The sequence below is a fragment of the Mucilaginibacter sp. genome (assembly GCF_028287845.1).
Taxonomy (GTDB): domain Bacteria; phylum Bacteroidota; class Bacteroidia; order Sphingobacteriales; family Sphingobacteriaceae; genus Mucilaginibacter.
Genome location: NZ_JAQBOW010000140.1, coordinates 1 through 20,314 on the forward strand (window position 1 = coordinate 1; position 20,314 = coordinate 20,314).

Below are 20,314 nucleotides of genomic sequence, written 5' to 3' on the forward strand. Positions count from 1 at the left end.
CGGGCGTGCCTCTTTGCTCTGTCGATGTCCATTGATCTAAATTTTTACCATCAAATAATATAATAGCGTCTGACGGTGCATCGCTGTTAGTTTTACCGGGTGTTACTACATTCGGAACGGGTTCATACACCTCGGTATCTTCATGTTTGGGATTATTTTGAGCATTAGCAATAAAGAAATTGCCGGCAAATAACGCTGCAAGTAAAAGGGTGTGTTTTTTATTAAACATAATAAAGAAATTGGTAAGCAAACATAGTGAAAAAAATATCACATCAATCTTTGTAAAAACAGGATGATGTAATAAAATTAAGTAAATTGGAAATATGGGATATTAATTGTTCTTTTAAAAACTCATATCATCAACCATTTACCACTTCACCACCATTAACATGAATTACCTGCCCTGTTATAAATGATGCATCGTCAGATGCCAGGAACACATAGGCCGGTGCAAGTTCTGATGGTTGACCTGCACGCTTCATGGCGGTTTCTGATCCAAACTTTTTAATTTTCTCTTTATCAAAGGTTGATATGATCAATGGTGTCCAAACCGGGCCCGGAGCAACTGCGTTTACACGTATTTTTTTTTCGGTAAGATTGGTTGCCAATGAACGTGTAAATGAAGTAATAGCGCCTTTGGTAGAAGAATAATCTATCAGGCCCGGCGATGAACGATAAGCGGTAACAGATGTAGTATTAATAATGGTGTCTCCTTCCTGCATATGTGCCAATGCCGCTTTTGCAAAATGGAAGTAAGCGAAAATATTTGTCTTAAAGGTATCTTCCAGTTGTTTTTCATCTATGGCTTTCAGGTCTTTCTCGGGCACCTGGATACCGGCATTATTTACCAATATATTCAATTTACCAAATTCTTTAACTACTTGCTCGACAGCTTTTTTGCAAAACGAACTCTTTTTAATATCACCTTTAATCAGCAGGCATTTACGACCAAAGGATCGAACTATATCCCTGGTTTCTATTGCATCCACATCTTCATCTAAATAAACAATTGCAATATCTGCACCTTCTTTAGCATAATGCACGCTAACCGCACGACCAATGCCACTATCTCCGCCGGTTATAAGCGCGGTTTTACCTGTAAGCTTACCGGCAGCTTTATAAATCGCTTTTATGTATTCGGGACGCGGATTCATCTTAGCTTCAATGCCCGGCTGTTTGTTTTGCTTTTGGGGAGTTTTAGTTTCCATTTTGTTGTTGATTATCTACTTCTAAAACCTCCGGCTTTTAAATAATGTTTTTAGTAAACAAAAAAAGCTACCTATAGAGCAGCTTTGACAATTATTTTTTCTTCTTAAGATTTACATCCGCTCGGGCACATCAATACCCAACAAATTCATGGCCTTACTGATAACTTTGGCTGATGCAACAGAGAGCTCCAGCCTGAATTGCTTTACCAGTTCATCTTCAGCCTGTAGTATAGAATGCTCATGATAAAACTTATTGTAAGTTTTAGCCAACTCGTACACATAATTAGCTACGGTGCCGGGATTATAGGCAATTGCTGCCTGTGTAATTATATCAGGAAACTGTGTTAGTGTTACTATCAGGTCACGTTCTTCCGGAGCTAATTCTGTTGGATCTGTTTCCATACCTGTTATAGTTGCCCTGTTTAAAACCGACTTAATACGGGCATGGGTATATTGTATAAACGGACCTGTGTGTCCCTGGAAATCTACTGATTCATTGGGGTCAAATAACAATCTTTTTTTGGGGTCAACTTTTAATAGGAAATATTTTAAAGCGCCCATGCCAATAGTGTGGTATAGTTGTTCTTTCTCTTCCTCACCAAAATCATTTATCTTGCCTAAAGCTTCAGTTTGCGCTTTGGCAGTGGTTTTCATTTCAGCAATCAGGTCATCAGCATCAACAACTGTTCCTTCACGCGATTTCATTTTCCCCGATGGCAGATCAACCATGCCATATGATAAATGGAATAATCCCTTTGCCCAGGTTTTACCCAGTTTTTGCAATATCAGGAACAACACTTTAAAGTGGTAATCCTGTTCATTTCCTACTACATAAATAGATTCATCCATTTGGAAATCATCATATTTTAGCTTGGCGGTACCCATATCCTGGGTCATGTAAACTGAAGTACCATCGGCGCGTAAAACCAGCTTCTGGTCAAGGCCATCCTCGGTTAGATCGATCCACACAGAACCATCTTCCTTTTTAAAGAACACCCCGCTTTGCAAACCTTCATCAATAATATCCTTGCCTAATAAATAAGTGTTAGATTCATAATAGAATTTATCGAACTCCACCCCCAGGGCTTTATATGTTTTTCCAAAACCATCATATACCCAGGTATTCATGGTTTTCCACAAGTCGATAACTTTCTCGTCGCCGGCCTCCCATTTAAGCAGCAATTCCTGAGCCTGTTTTATAAGCGGGGCATTTTTCTTTGCTTCCTCTTCTGTTTGGCCTTCGGATTTTAAGAATTCTATCTCTTTTTTGTATTCCTTATCAAATATTACATAATACTTGCCTACTAAATGGTCGCCTTTTTCGCCTGTTGATTGCGGCGTTTCGCCATTACCATACAGTTGCCAGGCCAGCATAGATTTACAGATATGTATGCCACGGTCATTTACCAAATTGGTTTTAATTACTTCATAACCTGCAGCTTCAAGAATTTGAGCAACAGAATAACCTAACAGGTTGTTACGCACATGCCCCAGGTGCAACGGCTTATTGGTGTTGGGTGATGAGTATTCAACCATCACCCTTTTGCCATTTGGTTTTAAAACAGCAAAATCGTCCTTTAAAATTTCTGTGTATAATTGATCTATCCAGTAAGCACTGCAAATAGAAATATTTAAAAACCCTTTTATTACGTTAAAGGCCGAAATTTCTTTTAATGAATTTTTTAAATATTCTCCTATCTCTGCCCCTGTTTGCTCCGGCGATTTACGTGAAAACTTAGTGAACGGAAAAGTAACTATAGTAACCTGGCCCTCAAATTCCTTGCGTGTTTCCTGCAGACTTATATCGGAAGGTGCAATATCTGCATGATATAATTCTTTTATGGCTTTAACAGTAGATTCAATAATAAAATTCATACTGCAAAATTAAATAAAATACTCCAAGCATTAAGTTGCTAATAGTGTTAATGTTTGGTTAACTTGTTAAGTTACTTTCTACGATACAAAAAGAGCAATTATATATTGTTTTTAATGTGACACGTTTTTACAAAGCCATTGAATATACGCGGATATTAATATTCAAGATGGATTATTTAATGGTTTGACCTGTATCTAAATATTTACAAAACATTTTACCCACAAGCCCGTATCTTAGCAAAAAATTAAAATTGTTTTGAGAATACGTAGTCACATTCTTCATAAATGCATAGCTATATCATTCTTCATGATATATATGTTTTTTGTTGTGATGTATATTCTTATGCTGCCACCTATTAATCATACGGTTAACTCAAAAGTGTTAGCACATACTGAATTTATTAGCAAGGGAAATAGCACAAGTAATACAAGCAATTTATTGCAGCGTGGTTCGCGGTCAACCATTACAAACAAACAAAAGTTTTTAGTACCTCCCACTGCTGCTAATGTTATTCTTTTTATATTTGTTTTAAGTAGCCTTGCCCTTTTTTATCTTACAAAAAAGAGCAATATTTATTTAACGGTATACCATATTCCGCAGTTTAATAATTATTTAAGCCTGCGCACACTCCGAATCTGACATCCCATTTTTTCTTAAAATAGTGAGCTTAATTTTCTGTTACCGGAAATTTTAGCTTCAACTATACCCGCATTTTCTTGTACGGGTTTTTCAATAATTATCACACTAATTCTTAACGAATGCGCAATAGCTAAGGTAATGCTGGCTATTGCTTTAGTTACCCTTATGAAATATCCTATAAATAAATCCACTGTTTGCAAATGAAGAAGATACATTTTAATATGAAGAGAATACGTTTCTTTTTATTGATAACAGTAACTTTTAGTTTATCGTTAACTGCTTACGCGCAAAACCGTAAATCAAAATTCCCTGTTCCCGATGATATTCCGGATACCACTAAAGTTGGTTTCCCGATAATACCTAACGTAACAGATACGGGTAAAAATGGAGGGGTGTTTTTGTCGCTAAGACAATGTATTGATTATGCAATGATCCATCAGCCGGGCTTAAATAAATCATTTCTCAATACTGATATCACCCGCGAAACTAATTCGGTTAATTTAGCTGCCTGGTTACCGCAGGTTAACGCCAATGGTAGTTTGATCCACTATATACAGCAATCAAACAATAATATATCTACCAGTACAGTCGGCACGGGTAGTACTAGCGGAACTACACGCAGTAGTTATTCAAATACATTTGTGCCTGAGTTATCAGTTTCGCAAGCAATAGTAAGCCCGCAGTTATTGTATACATCTAAAACTTCGCCTTTATTGGTTAAGCAAGCCCAGCAAGTTACAGACAGCACTAAAATATATGTAGTTGCCGCGGTAAGTAAGGCCTTTTATAATGTTTTGCTTACGTTACAGCAAATAAGTGTTTTAAAAGAAGATACAGCCCGGTTAGGCCGAAACGTGCGCGACACTTACCACCAATATAAAGGCGGTATAGTTGATGAAACAGATTATCTGCAGGCCACTATTACACTTAATAACTCTAAAACACAGTTGAAACAGGCCAATGAAAATATTGTACCTGAATATGCTGCCTTAAAACAACTAATGGGTTATGAACCCGAAAAGCAATTTAACGTACGCATTGATACCACGCAGATGATGAATAGCATACGTATTGATACAGCCGAAGAACTACAATATCAAAAACGTATAGAGTATCAGCAAATTCAAACCCGACAAAAATTGCAGCTTGAGCTTACTAATTATTATAAGTATGCTTTTATGCCAACCATATCAGGGTTCTTTAATTATGACCTACAGTTTGCCAATAATAATCTTCCCGGCATCTTGTCATCTTCATATCCAAGTTCGATAGTAGGCATATCGCTTAGTATCCCAATTTTTACAGGGTTTGCGCGTGTGCACAGTGTGCGCAAATCTCAACTGCAGGAGCAGGTAATTAAATTGGATGAAGCCGATCTTAAACTGCAGGTGTATAACGAATATACAACGGGTTTAGCTAATTATAAAAGCAACCTGTACAGTTTTTATGTACAACAAAAAAATGTGGCTATGGCCAGGCGCGTATATTTTGTGGTTAACCTGCAATACAAACAAGGTATTGTTGCTTACCTAAACGTAATTACTGCCGAGTCGAACCTAATTACATCAGAAATAAACTATACAAACTCATTGTTCCAATTGCTGTCAAGTAAAATTGATCTGCAAAAGGCATTTGGAGATATCACTTACTAATATATAAAAACAACCTCAATGAAGAGAGTATTATTAAATGCCATTTTTATAAGTGTACTTATTTTGGCAGCATGTAAAAAAAAGCAGCCACCAGTAAATACTGAAGTACCTGTTAACTTGTTTAAGGTTACTGCAAAGCACGTGTTGTATTATGACCAATACCCATCAACTACAGCCGCGTTAAGCCAGGTTAATTTGTTGCCCCAGGTTCAGGGTGCCGTTACAGGTATATATTTTATTGAAGGCAGCCATGTGAAAAAAGGCCAGAAGCTTTATGAAATTGATAAGCGCATTTACCAGGATGCCTACGATGCCGCGGTTGCAAACCGGAAAGTTACCGAAGGTACACTTACACAGGCGCAGCAGGATGCAGACCGTTATGAGTATTTAAATAAGTATAATGCCGTAGCCAAGCAGCTTTATGATCATGCTGTAATTACTTTAGAAAATGCCAACAGCCAGGTTAAATCTGCAGATCAGGCGGTTAAAACAGCTAAAACTAATTTGGAATATGCCGTAATTTATGCCCCGTTTGATGGTACTATTGGTTTTAGCCAGGTAAAACTTGGCAATGTGGTAACAAGCGGCTCAACGGTTTTAAATACCATATCTACGGATGATCCGATGGCAGTTGATTTTGTGATAAACGAAAAGCAGCTACCTCGTTTTGAGTTACTGCAACAAGGTAAACATCTAACCGATTCTCTTTTCACTATTTTATTATCAGATAATTCAATTTATCCGGCTACCGGAAAAATAGCGGTTATTGACCGTGCTGTTAATTCGCAAACCGGAACCATCACTATTCGTCTTGCTTTCCCTAACCCAAAAGGAATTTTACGGGCTGGTATGAGTGGCGTCGTGCGCGTGCATAATCAAGAAACCGAGCCGCAGCTGGTGGTACCGGGCAAAGCTGTTATTGAGCAAATGGGTGAATATTTTGTTTACACCGCCGAAGATACCCTGGTAAACAACCCAAAAGCTGGCGCCGATTCGGTTAAAAATAAGATCAAAAAACTAATTGCCGTGCAAAAAAAGGTGCAGGTTGGTCAAACCATTGGTGCTAACATGATCATTAAAAGTGGAATAGAAAGTGGTGAGAAGCTTATTGTTGACGGAGTACAGTTGCTTCATGACGGATCGCGTGTTACTACTGCAAATAAAGTGGGCCCAAGTGCAGGCGGAAAAGGTGGACGCTAATAGATATCACTATAAAACACATACTTCTAAAACTTTAGACGAAGAGATTATATGATTGCTAATACCTTTATAAAAAGACCTGTAACAGCTATAGTAATATCTATTGTGTTGATAATAACCGGCACAGTATCAATACTATTGCTGCCTATAGATCAATACCCGGATATAACGCCGCCTATTGTACAGGTAAACGGCCAGTTTACCGGTGCCGATGCCCAAACAGTTGAGCAAACAGTTGCAACACCTATAGAGGAGCAAGTAAATGGTACTCCCGGCATGGAATACATGCAAAGTAATAGTACCAATAACGGGCAAATGACCATGAATGTAACCTTTAAACCGGGTACAGATATTGACGTTGCCGCGCTTGATGTACAAAACAGGGTGAGTATTGCCACGCCTTTATTGCCGGCCGTAGTAAGCCGCCTGGGCCTTACTGTACGTGCGGTTAATCCAAGTATGTTAATGATGGTGGCTATTTACGCGCCAAAAGGAACACACAATGTTACATTTTTAGACAACTACACCAACATATTTATACAGGATGCTTTATTGCGTGTGCCGGGTGTGGGCAGTATAAGCAGGTTTACAGACGATTTTAGTATGCGTATCTGGATGAACCCGGATAAAATGGCCGCCTACAGTTTAACACCTACCGATGTAATTAATGCCCTTAACGCACAAAACGTGCAGGTAGCAGCCGGTACAGCAGGTGTGCCGCCACAGGCATCAAACCAAACTTATGAGTTAGGTATTTTGGTAAATGGCCGCTTGAATAAGGTATCTGAATTTGAAAAAGTTATTGTAAAAACTATACCCGGCACAGGCCAACTGGTTTACCTTAAAGATGTTGCCCGGGTTGAGTTGGGTAAGTTTACTTTCTCCAGCAACTCGTTTGTTGACGGGCATAAAGCCTCATACCTGCAAATTTACCAGGCGCCTGGCAGTAATGCGCTCGAAACGGCTAATGGCGTATATGCTGCGCTGGCTAAGTTAAAGCAAACCTTTCCTTCTGATGTAGAATACCGGGTTCCGTTTGAATCTGTTACCGTGGTTAAAGTTTCTATGCAGGATGTAGTAGGCACGCTGTTAAAAACATTAGGGTTAGTTGCCATTGTAGTATTTATATTCTTACAAAACTGGCGTTCAACTTTAATACCTGTGTTGGCTATACCGGTATCTATTTTCGGTACATTCTGCTTTTTTATCCCATTAGGGTTTACCATAAATACCTTAACCATGTTTGGTTTTGTATTGGCCATAGGTATTGTGGTTGATGATGCCATTATTGTGGTTGAGGCGGTGCAGCATTATATTGACAATGAAGGCATGTCGCCCAAAGAGGCAACCTACACAGCCATGAAAGATATTTCTGCGCCGGTAATAGCTATTGCGCTTATTTTGGCGGCGGTATTTGTTCCGGTAGGCTTTATACCGGGCATTGTGGGGCGTTTATATCAACAATTCGCTATAACAATCGCTATCTCGGTAATGATATCGGCATTTATCGCGTTATCGTTAACACCGGCTTTATGTACGCTATTATTAAAACCATCCCATATTAATAAAGAAGCAAAAGGCATAAATAAGTTCTTTTTTATGTTTAATACCTGGTTTGAACGCGTAACTGCCCGTTATACCGAGGGGGTAAGAAAAAGTATAAAAGCATCGCGGCTGGTTATTATTATGTTGGTTTGTATTTGCGCGGCGGCATACTTTTTATTCCAGCAAAAAGCATCAGGCTTTATCCCTTCAGAGGATGATGGAAACTTATATGTTACTTTCCAGTTGCCACCGGCATCTTCTACCGCACGGTCGGTTCAAGTTATGTCGCAACTCATGAAAGTTATTGGTTCAACACCGGGTGTTGCACATTATGCAGCTTTATCAGGTTTAAACGTTGTAACCAATGCCAGTAACTCCAATAATGGTACCATTTATTGCCAGTTGGCTCCATGGGATGACCGTAATAAATCAAGTGAGCAGGTTCCGGGTATTATTGGCGTTTTACAAAAACGCATAATTGATGCAGGTATTAAAGATGCCAATGTTGAGGTTATACAACCTTCCCCTTTGCCGGGTATAGGTACAACGGTGGGTTTTAGCATGCAGATAGAACAGCGCAGCACTACCGATAATTTACAAGCATTTGAAAAAGTAGTAAACAACTTTGTTGCCGCGGCAAATAAGGACCCCAAAATAAGTAAGGCATTTAGTTTTTATACCTCGCACACGCCAAACTATAGTTTAACGGTTGATAGGGAGAAATGCGAAAAGCTTGGCGTAAACATAGCTGATGTTTTTACCACAATACAAGCTTATATGGGCAGTCTTTATATTAATGACTTTACTACCTATAACCGCACTTTCCACGTGGTGGTACAAGCCGATACCGCGTTCCGTAAAGTGGTGTCAAACATGGATAAATATTACGTTCGTAACCAGGCAGGGGGCATGGTGCCTTTGGGTACGGTTATAACTTATAAACCTGTTGATGCACCGCCTTTAATATCGCATTACAATATTTTCCGTACGGCCGAAGTTGATGGCTCATCGGCCCAGGGGTATAGCAGCGGCGAGGCGATAGATGCTATGCAGGAGCTTGCTAAAAAAACATTACCAGAGGGCTATGATTTTGAATTTTCGGGATTAAGTTATGAAGAGATAAAAGCGGGGTCTACCACTATTTATATATTCATCTTCTCTATCACCTTTGTGTTCCTGTTTTTGGCGGCGTTGTATGAGAGTTGGTCGGTGCCTTTTTCGGTATTGCTTGCGGTGCCTGTTGGTGCTTTGGGTGCTATCTTAGCGCTGATATTGGTACCAAACTTAACCAATAACGTATACGCGCAGATAGGGTTAATAACGCTTATAGGCCTCGCGGCTAAAAACGCCATCTTGATTGTTGAGTATGCCAAAGTGCGGGTAGATTTGGGCGAAGAGCTCATCAAATCAACCCTCGAAGCGGTAAGCCTGCGTTTGCGGCCGATTATCATGACCTCGCTGGCATTTATTTTAGGTGTTTTACCATTAGTGTTGGCTACTGGTGCAGGCGCAGTTGCCCGCAGAACCATTGGCTTTACCGTACTTGGCGGTATGCTTGCTGCGTCAACATTGGCCATATTTATCGTTCCGGTACTTTTTGTGGTGATAACCCGGTTCTCTTACGGTAAAGAAAAGCTGGAGTATTTACAGGCTCATCGCGAACACTTAAGAACTAAGGCACAAAAAGTTGAAGCACAAAATATCGATCCTGAACTGGAGTACGAAATTCAAAAATCACGCGAACTAAGTAAAAGCTAACTAAAAATGATTGCAAATACATTTATTAAGAGGCCGGTTACCGCGATCGTTATATCTATAGTATTGTCTATTTCGGGCATAGTGTGCCTGTTTAATCTGGCTGTTGATCAGTATCCAAATATATCACCGCCAAGCGTATCGGTTAACGGATCATACACCGGCGCCGATGCGCAAACGGTTGAGCAAACCGTTGCAACCCCTATTGAAGAACAAATAAACGGTACCCCCGGCATGGAGTACATGACCAGTACCAACACCAATAGCGGCGGTATGGGTATTAGAGTGACTTTTAAAATTGGCACCAACGTACATATCGCCGCGCTGAATGTTCAAAATAGGGTGGGTATAGCCGGGCCATCATTGCCAGCTGTTGTAAGTAAGCTGGGGTTAACTGTACGCGCCAGTAACCCGGATCAATTGATGCTGATAGGTATTTATTCGCCAAAACACACGCATAATATTACCTTTTTAGATAACTACACCAATACATTTATTGAAGATGCCATATTGCGAGTGCCGGGCGTAGGTGATGTATCGGCGCGTACCGATAACTTTAGTATGCGTATATGGATGAACCCGGATAAAATGGCATCATACGGTTTAACACCTGCAGATGTTACCGCTGCGCTGAATGCCCAAAACGTATATGTTGCCGCAGGTTCGGTTGGTGCACCACCCCAGTATACAAACCAAACTTACGAAACAGGTATCCTGGTTAACGGGATGTTGAACAAAGCTAAAGATTATGAGAACATTGTAATTAAGGCCGTGCCCGGAACCAGCCAGCTCATCCATTTAAAGGATGTGGCAAGGGTTGAGTTAGGTAAGTTCACCTTTTCAAGCAACTCGTTTATTGATGGTAACAGGGCATCAACCTTACAAATCTTTCAATCGCCGGGAAGTAATGCGTTACAAACCGCTAAAAACGTATACGCTGCTTTAGCTAAATTAAAAAAAACATTCCCTAACGATGTTGATTATGTGGTTCCCTTTGAATCAATAACCATCATCAAAGTATCCATGCAGGAGGTTATAGGTACTTTACTTAAGGCGCTTGCATTGGTTGCTATTGTTGTGTTTTTGTTCCTGCAAAACTGGCGCTCAACTATCATACCCATATTAGCTATTCCGGTATCTATTTTAGCAACCTTTTGCTTTTTTATACCGCTGGGATTTACCATAAACACGCTTACCATGTTTGGCTTTGTATTAGCCATAGGTATTGTAGTTGACGATGCAATTATTGTGGTCGAGGCCGTACAGCATTATATTGACGAAAAAGGCATGTCGCCCAAAGAGGCAACCTACCATGCCATGAAAGAAATTTCGGCACCGGTAATTGCTATTGCGTTAATATTGGCATCAGTATTTGTGCCGGTTGGCTTTATACCGGGTATTGTGGGGCGCTTGTACCAGCAATTTGCCATTACTATAGCTATATCGGTTATGCTTTCGGCCTTTATTGCCTTATCATTAACACCGGCGCTTTGTACATTGCTGTTAAGGCCATCAGTTAAGGTTAACTCAAAATCAAACTGGCTTGCCAAGTTCTTTAATTGGTTCAACAAGGTTTTTGATAAAACAACTACAAAATATACCCACGGTGTGCGTCACAGTATTAATGGTGCCAGGTATATTGTTATTTTATTATTTTGTATTTGCGTAGGTACTTATTTTCTGTTTCAAATCAAGCCATCGGGGTTTGTACCGGCCGAAGATGGCGGTCGTTTATACATAACCTATCAATTACCAGAAGCGTCATCAACCATTCAATCTGTTAACCTAATGAATAAGTTGATGAAAATAGTAGCTTCAACGCCGGGGATATTGCATTATACGGCTCTATCAGGGTTTAATATTTTAAACGGCGGGGCCAATTCGAATAACGGCTCCATGTTTTGTATGCTCACCCCATGGGACGACCGTACCACGCCAGATACCCGGATACCCGGCCTGATGAATGTACTAAAACAAAAAATTGCAAAGGCGGGCATAAAAAATGCCAACGTGGTGGTGGTGCAACCCCCACCTATACGTGGGATAGGCCAGGCCGCAGGCTTTTCCATGCAGCTTGAACAAGGCAGCTCGACAGATGACATATACACCTTTGAAAAAGTGGTTAAAAAATTTGTTGCCGCTGCAAAAAAAGACCCGGCAACCTCAACCGCTTACAGCTATTTTTCGGCACATACGCCAAGCTATGAGCTTAATGTTGACCGCGAAAAATGCGAAAAACTTGGCATTAATATTTCCGACGTTTTTTCGACCATGCAGGCCTATATGGGCAGCTTGTTTGTAAATAACTTTACGTTGTACAATCGTACCTATCACGTGGTAATACAGGCAGATACTGCCTATCGTGCGCTTATATCAAACATGAATAAGTATTATGTTCATAATTCGGCAGGGCAAATGCTGCCGTTAAGTGCTGTAATAAGCTATAAACCTATTGTAGCAGCCCCGTTGATTACACACTTTAACATTTTCAGGTCGGCTGAGGTTGATGGCTCTATTCCAGAAGGTTATAGCAGCGGTCAGGCTATTGAGTCATTAAAAGAATTAGCTGCTAAAACATTGCCAAGGGGGTATACTTATGAGTTTTCGGGCTTAAGTTATGAGGAAATAAAAGCAGGATCTGTAACCATATACATATTCCTTTTCTCTATCATATTTGTGTTCCTGTTTCTGGCAGCTTTGTATGAAAGTTGGTCGGTTCCGTTTTCGGTAATGCTCGCGGTGCCTATAAGTGCTTTTGGTGCTATAGTAGCATTAATGACCGCGCCAACTATTACCAATAATGTTTATGCCCAAATTGGATTGATCACGCTCATCGGCTTATCTGCAAAAAATGCAATCCTGATAGTTGAGTTTGCCAAAATACGGGTTGACAGAGGCGAAGAGCTCATCAAATCTACCCTTGAAGCTGTGCGCTTGCGTTTACGACCGATAATTATGACCTCACTGGCATTTATACTGGGCGTATTGCCGCTTGTTTTAGCAACCGGTGCCGGTGCCGAGTCAAGAAATACTATAGGTATAACCGTATTAGGCGGTATGCTGGCATCATCAACCATATCTATATTTATTGTGCCTGTGCTATTTGTATTGTTTACACGATTTTCGTACGGAAAAAAACAATTGGCTTATTTACAAGCGCATCATGAAGAATTGATGGAAAAGGCCAAAAAAGTAGAAGAACAAAATATTGACCCCGAGCTGGAATATGATATAGCCGAAGATCATGCTAATCATAACCAAACAAAAAAGTAACAAATAAATGGTGTAGCAAACTATGAAAAACGTACAACTTATATCAAGAAATTTACGACAGATAGATCATCTATATACCAAAAAACTCACCAGTGAGTTTTCATCTATCCAGGTAAATAATCATTACGAAGTATTGTTAGTGCTGGCTAAACAAAAAGAGCCAATTATGCAAAATCAATTGGCAGAATTATTGCAAATTGATAAATCAAGAATGGTTAATGTTCTTTTTTACCTGGAAGAAAAAAACCTGGTTATTATAAAAAGGAACCCCGCCGACAGGCGGCAGCATTATGTTTATCTTTCGCCTGATGCATTGGTATCTATTCCTTATATTGAAACAAAGATCCAGCAAATTAATGATCTGGCCGAGCGCGGAATTAGCGAAGAAAAATTAAATATTTTCTTTGAAGTATCTGAAAATATAAGGCAAAATCTTGTTTTAAAAAGAAATAAGCAGCAATAAAAAGCATTCAGGGGATTATAAAAAAACCATAATGCATTTATTGTAAGTTATTAACAAACAATTACTTTCCGATACAAAACTTGCTGAATATATTCTCCAGCAGATCATCCGTAGTAACTGCGCCTGTAATTTCGCCGAGATAATGTAGCGCCTGTTTGATATCCATTGACAGGAAGTCGGAAGTAACGGTATCTATTCCGTTTAATACTCTTGCCAGGGCCTCTTCTGTTTTTTGGAGGGCCTCCAGGTGGCGTATATTAGTTACCAGCGTTTCGTTGCCGTCCAGTTGGTCTTTTACGGCCGAGTGATATATCTTTGATTTAAGGGTATCTATATGCGTTTTTTCCTTTGCCGAAATAATAATGGCTTGTGAATGAGGTAAAGCGGTGAGTTGTTCGGATGTAAGCAGATCGGCTTTATTTGCGACAACAAGCATAGTAACACCGGGGCGTTGCAAGCTTTCTAAGTCGCTGTTTAGTTCGTCGATAGTAATTTGCACCGCATCATAAACATAAACTAACAGGGCCGACTGATTTATCTTTTCCATGGTGCGCTCTACCCCTATTTTTTCAATAGCATCAGTAGCCTCACGTATTCCGGCAGTATCTATTAGCCTAAAGTTTATGCCATTAATATTTAATACCTCTTCTATAGTATCGCGTGTTGTTCCGGGAATATGGCTAACTATTGCACGCTCTTCGTTTAACAGGGCATTTAACAGGGTTGACTTGCCCGCGTTTGGCCTCCCGGCGATAACGGTGTTTACGCCTTGTTTAATGGCATTTCCCAATTCAAACGATTGTATCAGCGCGCTAATTACCCGCACAATTTCATAGATCAGTTTTTTTAGCTGGTCGCGGTTAGCAAATTCTACATCCTCCTCAGCAAAATCAAGTTCAAGCTCTATTAGCGATGCAAATTGCACCAATTGATCCCGCAAAGTTTGCAGCTGGTCACTAAACCCGCCCCGCAATTGTTGCAGGGCCACTTGTTGCGATGCTTTAGAGTTGGAGGCGATCAGATCGGCAACGGCTTCGGCTTGCGAAAGGTCCATTTGGCCGTTCATAAAGGCGCGTAAGGTAAACTCGCCCGGCTTGGCAGACCTTGCGCCACGTCTAATGAGCAGCTTTATAATAGATTCTAATATATAAGCAGATCCATGGCAGGAAATCTCTACCACGTTTTCACGGGTATATGATTTTGGGGCCACAAATAATGAAACCAATACTTCATCCAATATAGCATCACCATCAACTATATTACCAAAATGGATAGTGTGTGATGGTTGTTTGGTCAGATCTTTACTCTTAAATACGCTATTGGCAATCGTTATAGCATCCGGGCCCGACAGGCGTATAACACCAATGGCACCTATCCCGGTTGGGGTGGCAAGTGCAACAATGGTTTCTTCTGTATTAGTCATTGCGGGCAAAGGTCGCAAATTAGAGTCAACAATAGTTATAACCATAAAGTAAAAAAACTAAATTGCGATTCAATTATGGTAACTTTTTTTGAAGCTTCGCTCGATACAATTTCTGTACATCACGTTGGTAACCAGTCGCAAAGCGAAATGTATGCCCTGTCTGACCATCCGCTTGTTTTAAAAGATGAGCTGATTTCCAGCTTGCTTAAGCAGTATTTTTTAACTCCGTTCGAAAAATCGGTAGAGGTTTATCACCTGATGCATAGCAGCGGCGACCTGGCGCTTAATGAAATACATCACTTTGCCACACAGATATTCGACGACAAAGAGAAGTTTCATGAAATGTCTGAACAGATAGCTAAGTACCTGTACAAAGTTGCCAATCACCCTAAAATAAAATCGGGCGAGTTATATGTGGTCTATTTTAAAAATGTGCAGATAGAAGGTAACTTGCTCGACGCCATCGGTATTTTCAAATCAGAAAACAAAGAAACTTACTTAAAGGTTTACCCTGAAAAAGATGGCTTCGCTGTTGATTACGAAGAAAACGCCATCAACATTAATAAGCTGGATAAAGGCTGCCTGATATTTAATATTGAAAAAGAGAACGGCTATAAAGTGGTTGTAATTGACAACAATAGCCGCGGGCAAGAGACTGCTGTTTATTGGAAAGATGACTTCTTACAGCTTAAAATACGCAACGACAGCTATAACCAAACCAGCAACGCGTTAGGTATTTACAAAAATTTTGTCACCAATAAAATTGACGAGGGGTTTGATATGACCAAGGCTGATAAAATAGACCTGCTTAACCGTTCCATGAAGTACTTTAAAGAGAAGGAAACCTTTAATATGGACGAATTTGCCGGCGAGGTTATCAGTAACCCAAAAGCGATTGAATCTTTCAAAACCTTTAAGAACCAATATGAGGACGAGTTTGATACCAAGATTGGCGATACGTTCGAGATATCAAACAATGCCGTAAAGAAGCAGGCACGCGTTTATAAAAGTGTGCTAAAGCTGGATAAGAACTTTCATATTTATATACATGGCGATAACAAGCTAATAGAGAAAGGCTTTGACGATGATAAAGCGATGAATTATTACAAAGTGTTTTTTAAGGAAGAGCAATAATGGCTATTGCTTGTTACACGCGAGAGTGAAACAAAATGTAACAAGTGAAACAAGATTTTCACTTAAAGTATTACTTATGAGACAATTATGAAAAAGTGATGTAACAAAATGTAACAACTTTTAAGTCAGTATTTTTATTTGTGATTTTTATTTTATTTATTGATTATCAATTAATTGCAATTTGCGGATTTTATCAACCGTGTAACAAGATTTGTGTAACAACTTATAAGTCAGTAAACCGTAACTTAATAACCACCTAATTATCTATAAAAAAGCTACTTATAAATAGCGGAGAAAAGTCTTGATGAAACAAGCGTGAATAGCTTAAAGATCGAAGGAAATTTGATGAGACTTATAATTACTTCTCCCCGCTATACGCTAACCGCATAAACCCCAGCACTTCCTCATTAATATCCTCAGCATTTAACACCCTTAAATGATGATTAAACTGCTGTTGCGCCGGCACCTGCCCTACTTTCTGGAAACATAAATTATCCTCGTAGGATTGTTTGAACGGAAAAACCACATGAATAAAATTTTTACCTAACTGCGTTACCCAGGCAATACGCTTATGTGTGTTAGATATGCCTATCATGGTTTTGGTAGGTTCAACTGTAATATCACCTATTTTACTAAACTCATTTAAAAAATGATGATAAAGCATTAAGGTATGGGAGGATTTACCAGAAAGAAATTCTGCTATGTGTTTGTCGTCTTGCATGATTAATTTATTCAATCGTGTCATTTCGACCAACGGGAGAAATCTATGCAATGCAAAGTAGCCACCTGTCTATGTATAGATTTCTCCCGTTGGTCGAAATGACACGCGGGATATGCTTACAATATCGAAATAATTTCATTAGCCCCCCAACGCTCCTCTATCCCCAACCCAAACAGCGCAAAATCATACTTAACCGGATCAACAGGATCAAACTCGCGCAGGCGTTGGGTAAGCTCTACGGCCGTTTGCCAGTCGGTTTGTTTACGGGTAATGAGGTTTAGCTTTCGGGCCACCCTGTCTACATGCAGATCGCAGGGCATGATGAGTTCTGATGGTTTGATACGGTTCCAGATACCAAAGTCTACACCACAATCATCCTTGCGCACCATCCAGCGGAGAAACATATTTAGCCGCTTACAGGTAGATTTTTGCGAGGGCGAGGATACATGTTTTTTGGTGCGATGCGGAAAATCCGGCAACGAAAAGAAATACGAGCGAAAATGATTAAGGTATTGCTCAATTGGCTCGACACCCACTAATAGTTCCCCCTTTAGGGGGTTAGGTGGTAAAAACGCCTCCTCCAGCGATTCATGATTTGTATAGTGCCATCTAAAGAAACTGATAAAATACAGCGTATCAATATCATTAAAAGTACGGTGTTTAAAATGCAATAACTTTTTTAGATCGACTTCCTCATGATTAATAATAAAATCATAAGGCGCACCATCCATTAAAGCAATCAGTTCTTTACATTTATTGATGATGGTAACGCGTTGTCCCCAAGCCAGCGTTGCGGCCCAAAAACCCATAATCTCGATATCTTGCTTTTTGGTGAACAGGTGCGGGATGCAAATCGGGTCATTAGTAATAAAACCGGGTTGGTTGTATTGGGTTACTTTGGCGTCGAGGAAGGCACGAAGGTTTTCGATCATTGTGTTTTTTGGGATCTCAAAAAGTCCTTGTCATCCTGAGCATAGCGAAGGATCTTGTACGCCTGACTTGTCGCGTTTAGAAGATCCTTCGCTATGCTCAGGATGACAAATTTATGCGAGCGCGCTCTTCAAATCATCCAGCAAATCGTCCACATCCTCTATCCCTACGCTTAAACGTAACAGGTTATCCACTACACCAACTGCTTCCCTCGCCTCTTTGGGTATAGAAGCGTGTGTCATGGTAACCGGGTGGTTAATTAACGACTCTACCCCGCCCAATGATTCGGCTAAAGTGAATACTTTAAATGATGAGGCAACCCTGAATGTTTCCTTCAGATCGGCACCTTTTAGGGTGATAGATATCATACCTCCAAAATCGCGCATTTGCTTTTTGGCTATTTCATGGTTAGGATGATCGGTAAAGCCCGGCCAGTAGATCTTATCTACTTTGGGATGCGTTTTCAGGAACTCGGCTATTATTCTGCCATTCTCGCAATGGGCTTTCATACGCAAATGCAGCGTTTTAATGCCACGCAGCACCAAAAAGCTATCCATTGGCCCCGGTGTAGCACCGCAGGCATTATAGATGAAGAAAAGGCGTTTATACAAATCCTCATCGTTCATCATTAATGCACCCATTACCACATCAGAGTGGCCACCGATGTATTTAGTTACCGAGTGCATCACAATATCAGCACCCAGGTCAATTGGATTTTGCAGGTATGGTGACGCGAAGGTATTATCTACAACAGTTAGTAAACCTTTTTCTTTGCCAATCTTAGCTACAACCGCAATATCAACTATCTGCATGGTTGGATTGGTAGGCGTTTCTATCCAGATCAGTTTAGTATTAGCATTGGTATATTCCCGGATAATATCAGGGTTTGACAGATCCAGAAAATGGAACTTAACGCCATAATTAGCAAATATCTTAGTAAACATACGGTATGAGCCACCGTACAGATCATTACCTGTAATAACCTCATCACCGGGCAGTAATAATTTCATTACCGCGTCGGTAGCACCCATTCCGCTTGAAAAAGCCAGTCCAAATTTGGCATTCTCTAAAGCTGCCAAACAATTTTCTAAAGCCTTACGGGTAGGATTTGTACCACGCGAATACTCATACCCCTGATGATCGCCTGGCGATTTTTGCCAGTAGGTAGATGTTTGATATATCGGCGTCATCACTGCACCTGTTGATGGATCGGGCTCCTGACCCGCATGTATAGCTTTTGTTGCGAATTTCATGGTTGTGCTTTCAGCACGGTCCATAGTCGATAGTCAATGGACCATAGTAAAAAATATACCTTCATAGGCTATGGACTATCGACCATGGACTATGGACTTAAACTCTAATAAGCTCTTGCAAATAACACCCTCTGACTCGATGGCTTACCCGTAAGGATGCACTTACCTTCCTCCTGTTTATTATCTAAAGGTATACAACGTATTGTAGCCTTAGTTTCATCTTTTATTTTTTGTTCGGTTTCGGGCGTACCATCCCAGTGAGCTGATAGGAATCCCGGTTTCTCGTCAAGGAGGCGTTTAAACTCCTCGTAAGTATCAACCTCAATTGTATTATTGGTACGGAATGCTGCAGCTTTTTGATAGATATTATTTTGAATTTCTTCCAATAATGCTTCAATATGCTCTGCCAAACCTTCCTGGTTAACGGTTTCTTTTGTTTTAGTATCACGGCGGGCCAGCTCAACTGTTCCGTTTTGCATATCGCGACTACCAATAGCTACGCGCAAAGGTACACCTTTCAACTCATATTCGGCAAACTTAGCGCCGGGGCGATGGGTATCGCGTTTATCAAATTTAACTGATATATCTTTTGCCTTAAGCGCTTTTGTTAATGTGCTTACATAAGCAGATATGTTCTCTAATTCTTCATCATGCTTATAAATGGGCACAACAACAACCTGTATCGGCGCCAGTTTTGGCGGCAGTACTAATCCGGCATCATCAGAGTGGGCCATAATTAACGCGCCTATTAAACGGGTAGATACTCCCCATGAAGTTGCCCAAACATAATCAAGCTTATTTTCTTTGTTGGTGAATTTCACATCAAATGCCTTAGCAAAATTCTGACCTAAAAAGTGAGATGTTCCTGCTTGCAGGGCTTTACCATCCTGCATTAAAGCTTCAATACAATAGGTATCCAATGCCCCTGCGAAACGTTCATTCGGTGTTTTACGTCCTTTTACCACGGGCAGTGCCAGCCAGTTTTCTGCAAAATCTGCATATACCTCCAGCATTTGTTCAGTTTCTGCAATAGCTTCCTGGGCTGTAGCGTGTGCGGTATGGCCTTCCTGCCATAAAAATTCGCTGGTGCGTAAAAATAAACGGGTACGCATTTCCCAACGCATTACGTTGGCCCATTGGTTAACCAAAATAGGCAAATCGCGGTATGATTGTATCCAGCCTTTATAGGTGTTCCATATAATAGTTTCAGATGTTGGGCGAACTATCAGTTCTTCCTCCAGC

14 protein-coding genes and 1 pseudogene are annotated in these 20,314 nt (G+C 40.3%); 6 read left to right on the top strand and 9 right to left on the bottom strand.

The features are described from left to right. From JWP71_RS13770 to JWP71_RS13785, 4 genes and pseudogenes are all read right to left on the bottom strand, one after another. Positions 1–229, bottom strand: a pseudogene (locus JWP71_RS13770) (DUF1080 domain-containing protein); the annotation flags it as partial. A 130-nt stretch (positions 230–359) separates the two neighbouring features. Continuing rightward, positions 360–1,208, bottom strand: a complete 849-nt coding sequence (locus JWP71_RS13775; protein WP_299501001.1) for an SDR family oxidoreductase — start codon at positions 1,206–1,208, stop codon at positions 360–362. Positions 1,209–1,319: 111 nt separating this feature from the next. Beyond that, positions 1,320–3,083 (bottom strand): arginine--tRNA ligase, encoded by a 1,764-nt coding sequence (gene argS / locus JWP71_RS13780; RefSeq protein ID WP_299501003.1) that lies wholly within the window; start codon positions 3,081–3,083, stop codon positions 1,320–1,322. Between the two features lie 654 nt (positions 3,084–3,737). After that, on the bottom strand, positions 3,738–3,914 hold the full coding sequence (locus tag JWP71_RS13785) for a hypothetical protein (RefSeq protein ID WP_299501005.1): 177 nt from the start codon (positions 3,912–3,914) through the stop codon (positions 3,738–3,740). Between the two features lie 30 nt (positions 3,915–3,944). On the opposite strand from JWP71_RS13785, the gene JWP71_RS13790 reads away from it, so the two are divergent. Genes JWP71_RS13790 through JWP71_RS13810 form a run of 5 tightly spaced genes read left to right on the top strand, consistent with a single transcriptional unit; the run spans position 3,945 to position 13,611 of the window. Then, on the top strand, positions 3,945–5,375 hold the full coding sequence (locus JWP71_RS13790; RefSeq protein WP_299501008.1) for a TolC family protein: 1,431 nt from the start codon (positions 3,945–3,947) through the stop codon (positions 5,373–5,375). Positions 5,376–5,393: 18 nt separating this feature from the next. Next, the gene (locus tag JWP71_RS13795; RefSeq protein WP_299501011.1) at positions 5,394–6,575 is read left to right on the top strand and encodes an efflux RND transporter periplasmic adaptor subunit; all 1,182 of its coding nucleotides are present in this window, start codon (positions 5,394–5,396) and stop codon (positions 6,573–6,575) included. A gap of 51 nt (positions 6,576–6,626) precedes the next feature. Next, positions 6,627–9,878 carry an efflux RND transporter permease subunit gene (locus JWP71_RS13800; protein ID WP_299501013.1) on the top strand — a complete coding sequence of 1,084 codons (3,252 nt, stop codon included), beginning with the start codon at positions 6,627–6,629 and terminating at the stop codon, positions 9,876–9,878. 6 nt (positions 9,879–9,884) lie between these two features. Next, positions 9,885–13,148 carry an efflux RND transporter permease subunit gene (locus tag JWP71_RS13805; protein WP_299501015.1) on the top strand — a complete coding sequence of 1,088 codons (3,264 nt, stop codon included), beginning with the start codon at positions 9,885–9,887 and terminating at the stop codon, positions 13,146–13,148. 22 nt (positions 13,149–13,170) lie between these two features. After that, entirely contained in the window at positions 13,171–13,611 is a 441-nt protein-coding gene (locus JWP71_RS13810) for a MarR family transcriptional regulator (protein WP_299501017.1), read from the top strand. 61 nt (positions 13,612–13,672) lie between these two features. Here JWP71_RS13810 and mnmE read toward each other — a convergent pair whose 3' ends face one another. Beyond that, the gene (gene mnmE / locus JWP71_RS13815) at positions 13,673–15,034 is read right to left on the bottom strand and encodes a tRNA uridine-5-carboxymethylaminomethyl(34) synthesis GTPase MnmE (RefSeq protein ID WP_299501019.1); all 1,362 of its coding nucleotides are present in this window, start codon (positions 15,032–15,034) and stop codon (positions 13,673–13,675) included. A gap of 75 nt (positions 15,035–15,109) precedes the next feature. Between mnmE and JWP71_RS13820 the strand changes: the two genes are divergently transcribed. Beyond that, on the top strand, positions 15,110–16,168 hold the full coding sequence (locus JWP71_RS13820) for a nucleoid-associated protein (protein ID WP_299501021.1): 1,059 nt from the start codon (positions 15,110–15,112) through the stop codon (positions 16,166–16,168). A gap of 358 nt (positions 16,169–16,526) precedes the next feature. Here JWP71_RS13820 and JWP71_RS13825 read toward each other — a convergent pair whose 3' ends face one another. From JWP71_RS13825 to proS, 4 genes are all read right to left on the bottom strand, one after another. Then, entirely contained in the window at positions 16,527–16,889 is a 363-nt protein-coding gene (locus JWP71_RS13825; RefSeq protein WP_299501023.1) for a DUF5655 domain-containing protein, read from the bottom strand. Between the two features lie 116 nt (positions 16,890–17,005). Further along, positions 17,006–17,821 carry a TIGR02757 family protein gene (locus tag JWP71_RS13830; protein WP_299501025.1) on the bottom strand — a complete coding sequence of 272 codons (816 nt, stop codon included), beginning with the start codon at positions 17,819–17,821 and terminating at the stop codon, positions 17,006–17,008. A 111-nt stretch (positions 17,822–17,932) separates the two neighbouring features. Next, positions 17,933–19,096 (bottom strand): cystathionine gamma-synthase, encoded by a 1,164-nt coding sequence (locus JWP71_RS13835; RefSeq protein WP_299501028.1) that lies wholly within the window; start codon positions 19,094–19,096, stop codon positions 17,933–17,935. Positions 19,097–19,176: 80 nt separating this feature from the next. Further along, positions 19,177–20,314: proline--tRNA ligase (gene proS / locus JWP71_RS13840; RefSeq protein WP_299501030.1), on the bottom strand; the 1,138-nt coding region annotated here is incomplete at its 5' end.

Bases quoted from the DNA above. Each gene is read 5' to 3' on its own strand.
- JWP71_RS13775 (WP_299501001.1), bottom strand. From the start codon at position 1,208: ATGGAAACTAAAACTCCCCAAAAGCAAAACAAACAGCCGGGCATTGAA.
- argS (WP_299501003.1), bottom strand. From the start codon at position 3,083: ATGAATTTTATTATTGAATCTACTGTTAAAGCCATAAAAGAATTATAT.
- JWP71_RS13790 (WP_299501008.1), top strand. From the start codon at position 3,945: ATGAAGAGAATACGTTTCTTTTTATTGATAACAGTAACTTTTAGTTTA.
- JWP71_RS13795 (WP_299501011.1), top strand. From the start codon at position 5,394: ATGAAGAGAGTATTATTAAATGCCATTTTTATAAGTGTACTTATTTTG.
- JWP71_RS13800 (WP_299501013.1), top strand. From the start codon at position 6,627: ATGATTGCTAATACCTTTATAAAAAGACCTGTAACAGCTATAGTAATA.
- JWP71_RS13805 (WP_299501015.1), top strand. From the start codon at position 9,885: ATGATTGCAAATACATTTATTAAGAGGCCGGTTACCGCGATCGTTATA.
- JWP71_RS13810 (WP_299501017.1), top strand. From the start codon at position 13,171: ATGAAAAACGTACAACTTATATCAAGAAATTTACGACAGATAGATCAT.
- mnmE (WP_299501019.1), bottom strand. From the start codon at position 15,034: ATGACTAATACAGAAGAAACCATTGTTGCACTTGCCACCCCAACCGGG.
- JWP71_RS13820 (WP_299501021.1), top strand. From the start codon at position 15,110: ATGGTAACTTTTTTTGAAGCTTCGCTCGATACAATTTCTGTACATCAC.
- JWP71_RS13825 (WP_299501023.1), bottom strand. From the start codon at position 16,889: ATGCAAGACGACAAACACATAGCAGAATTTCTTTCTGGTAAATCCTCC.
- JWP71_RS13830 (WP_299501025.1), bottom strand. From the start codon at position 17,821: ATGATCGAAAACCTTCGTGCCTTCCTCGACGCCAAAGTAACCCAATAC.
- JWP71_RS13835 (WP_299501028.1), bottom strand. From the start codon at position 19,096: ATGGACCGTGCTGAAAGCACAACCATGAAATTCGCAACAAAAGCTATA.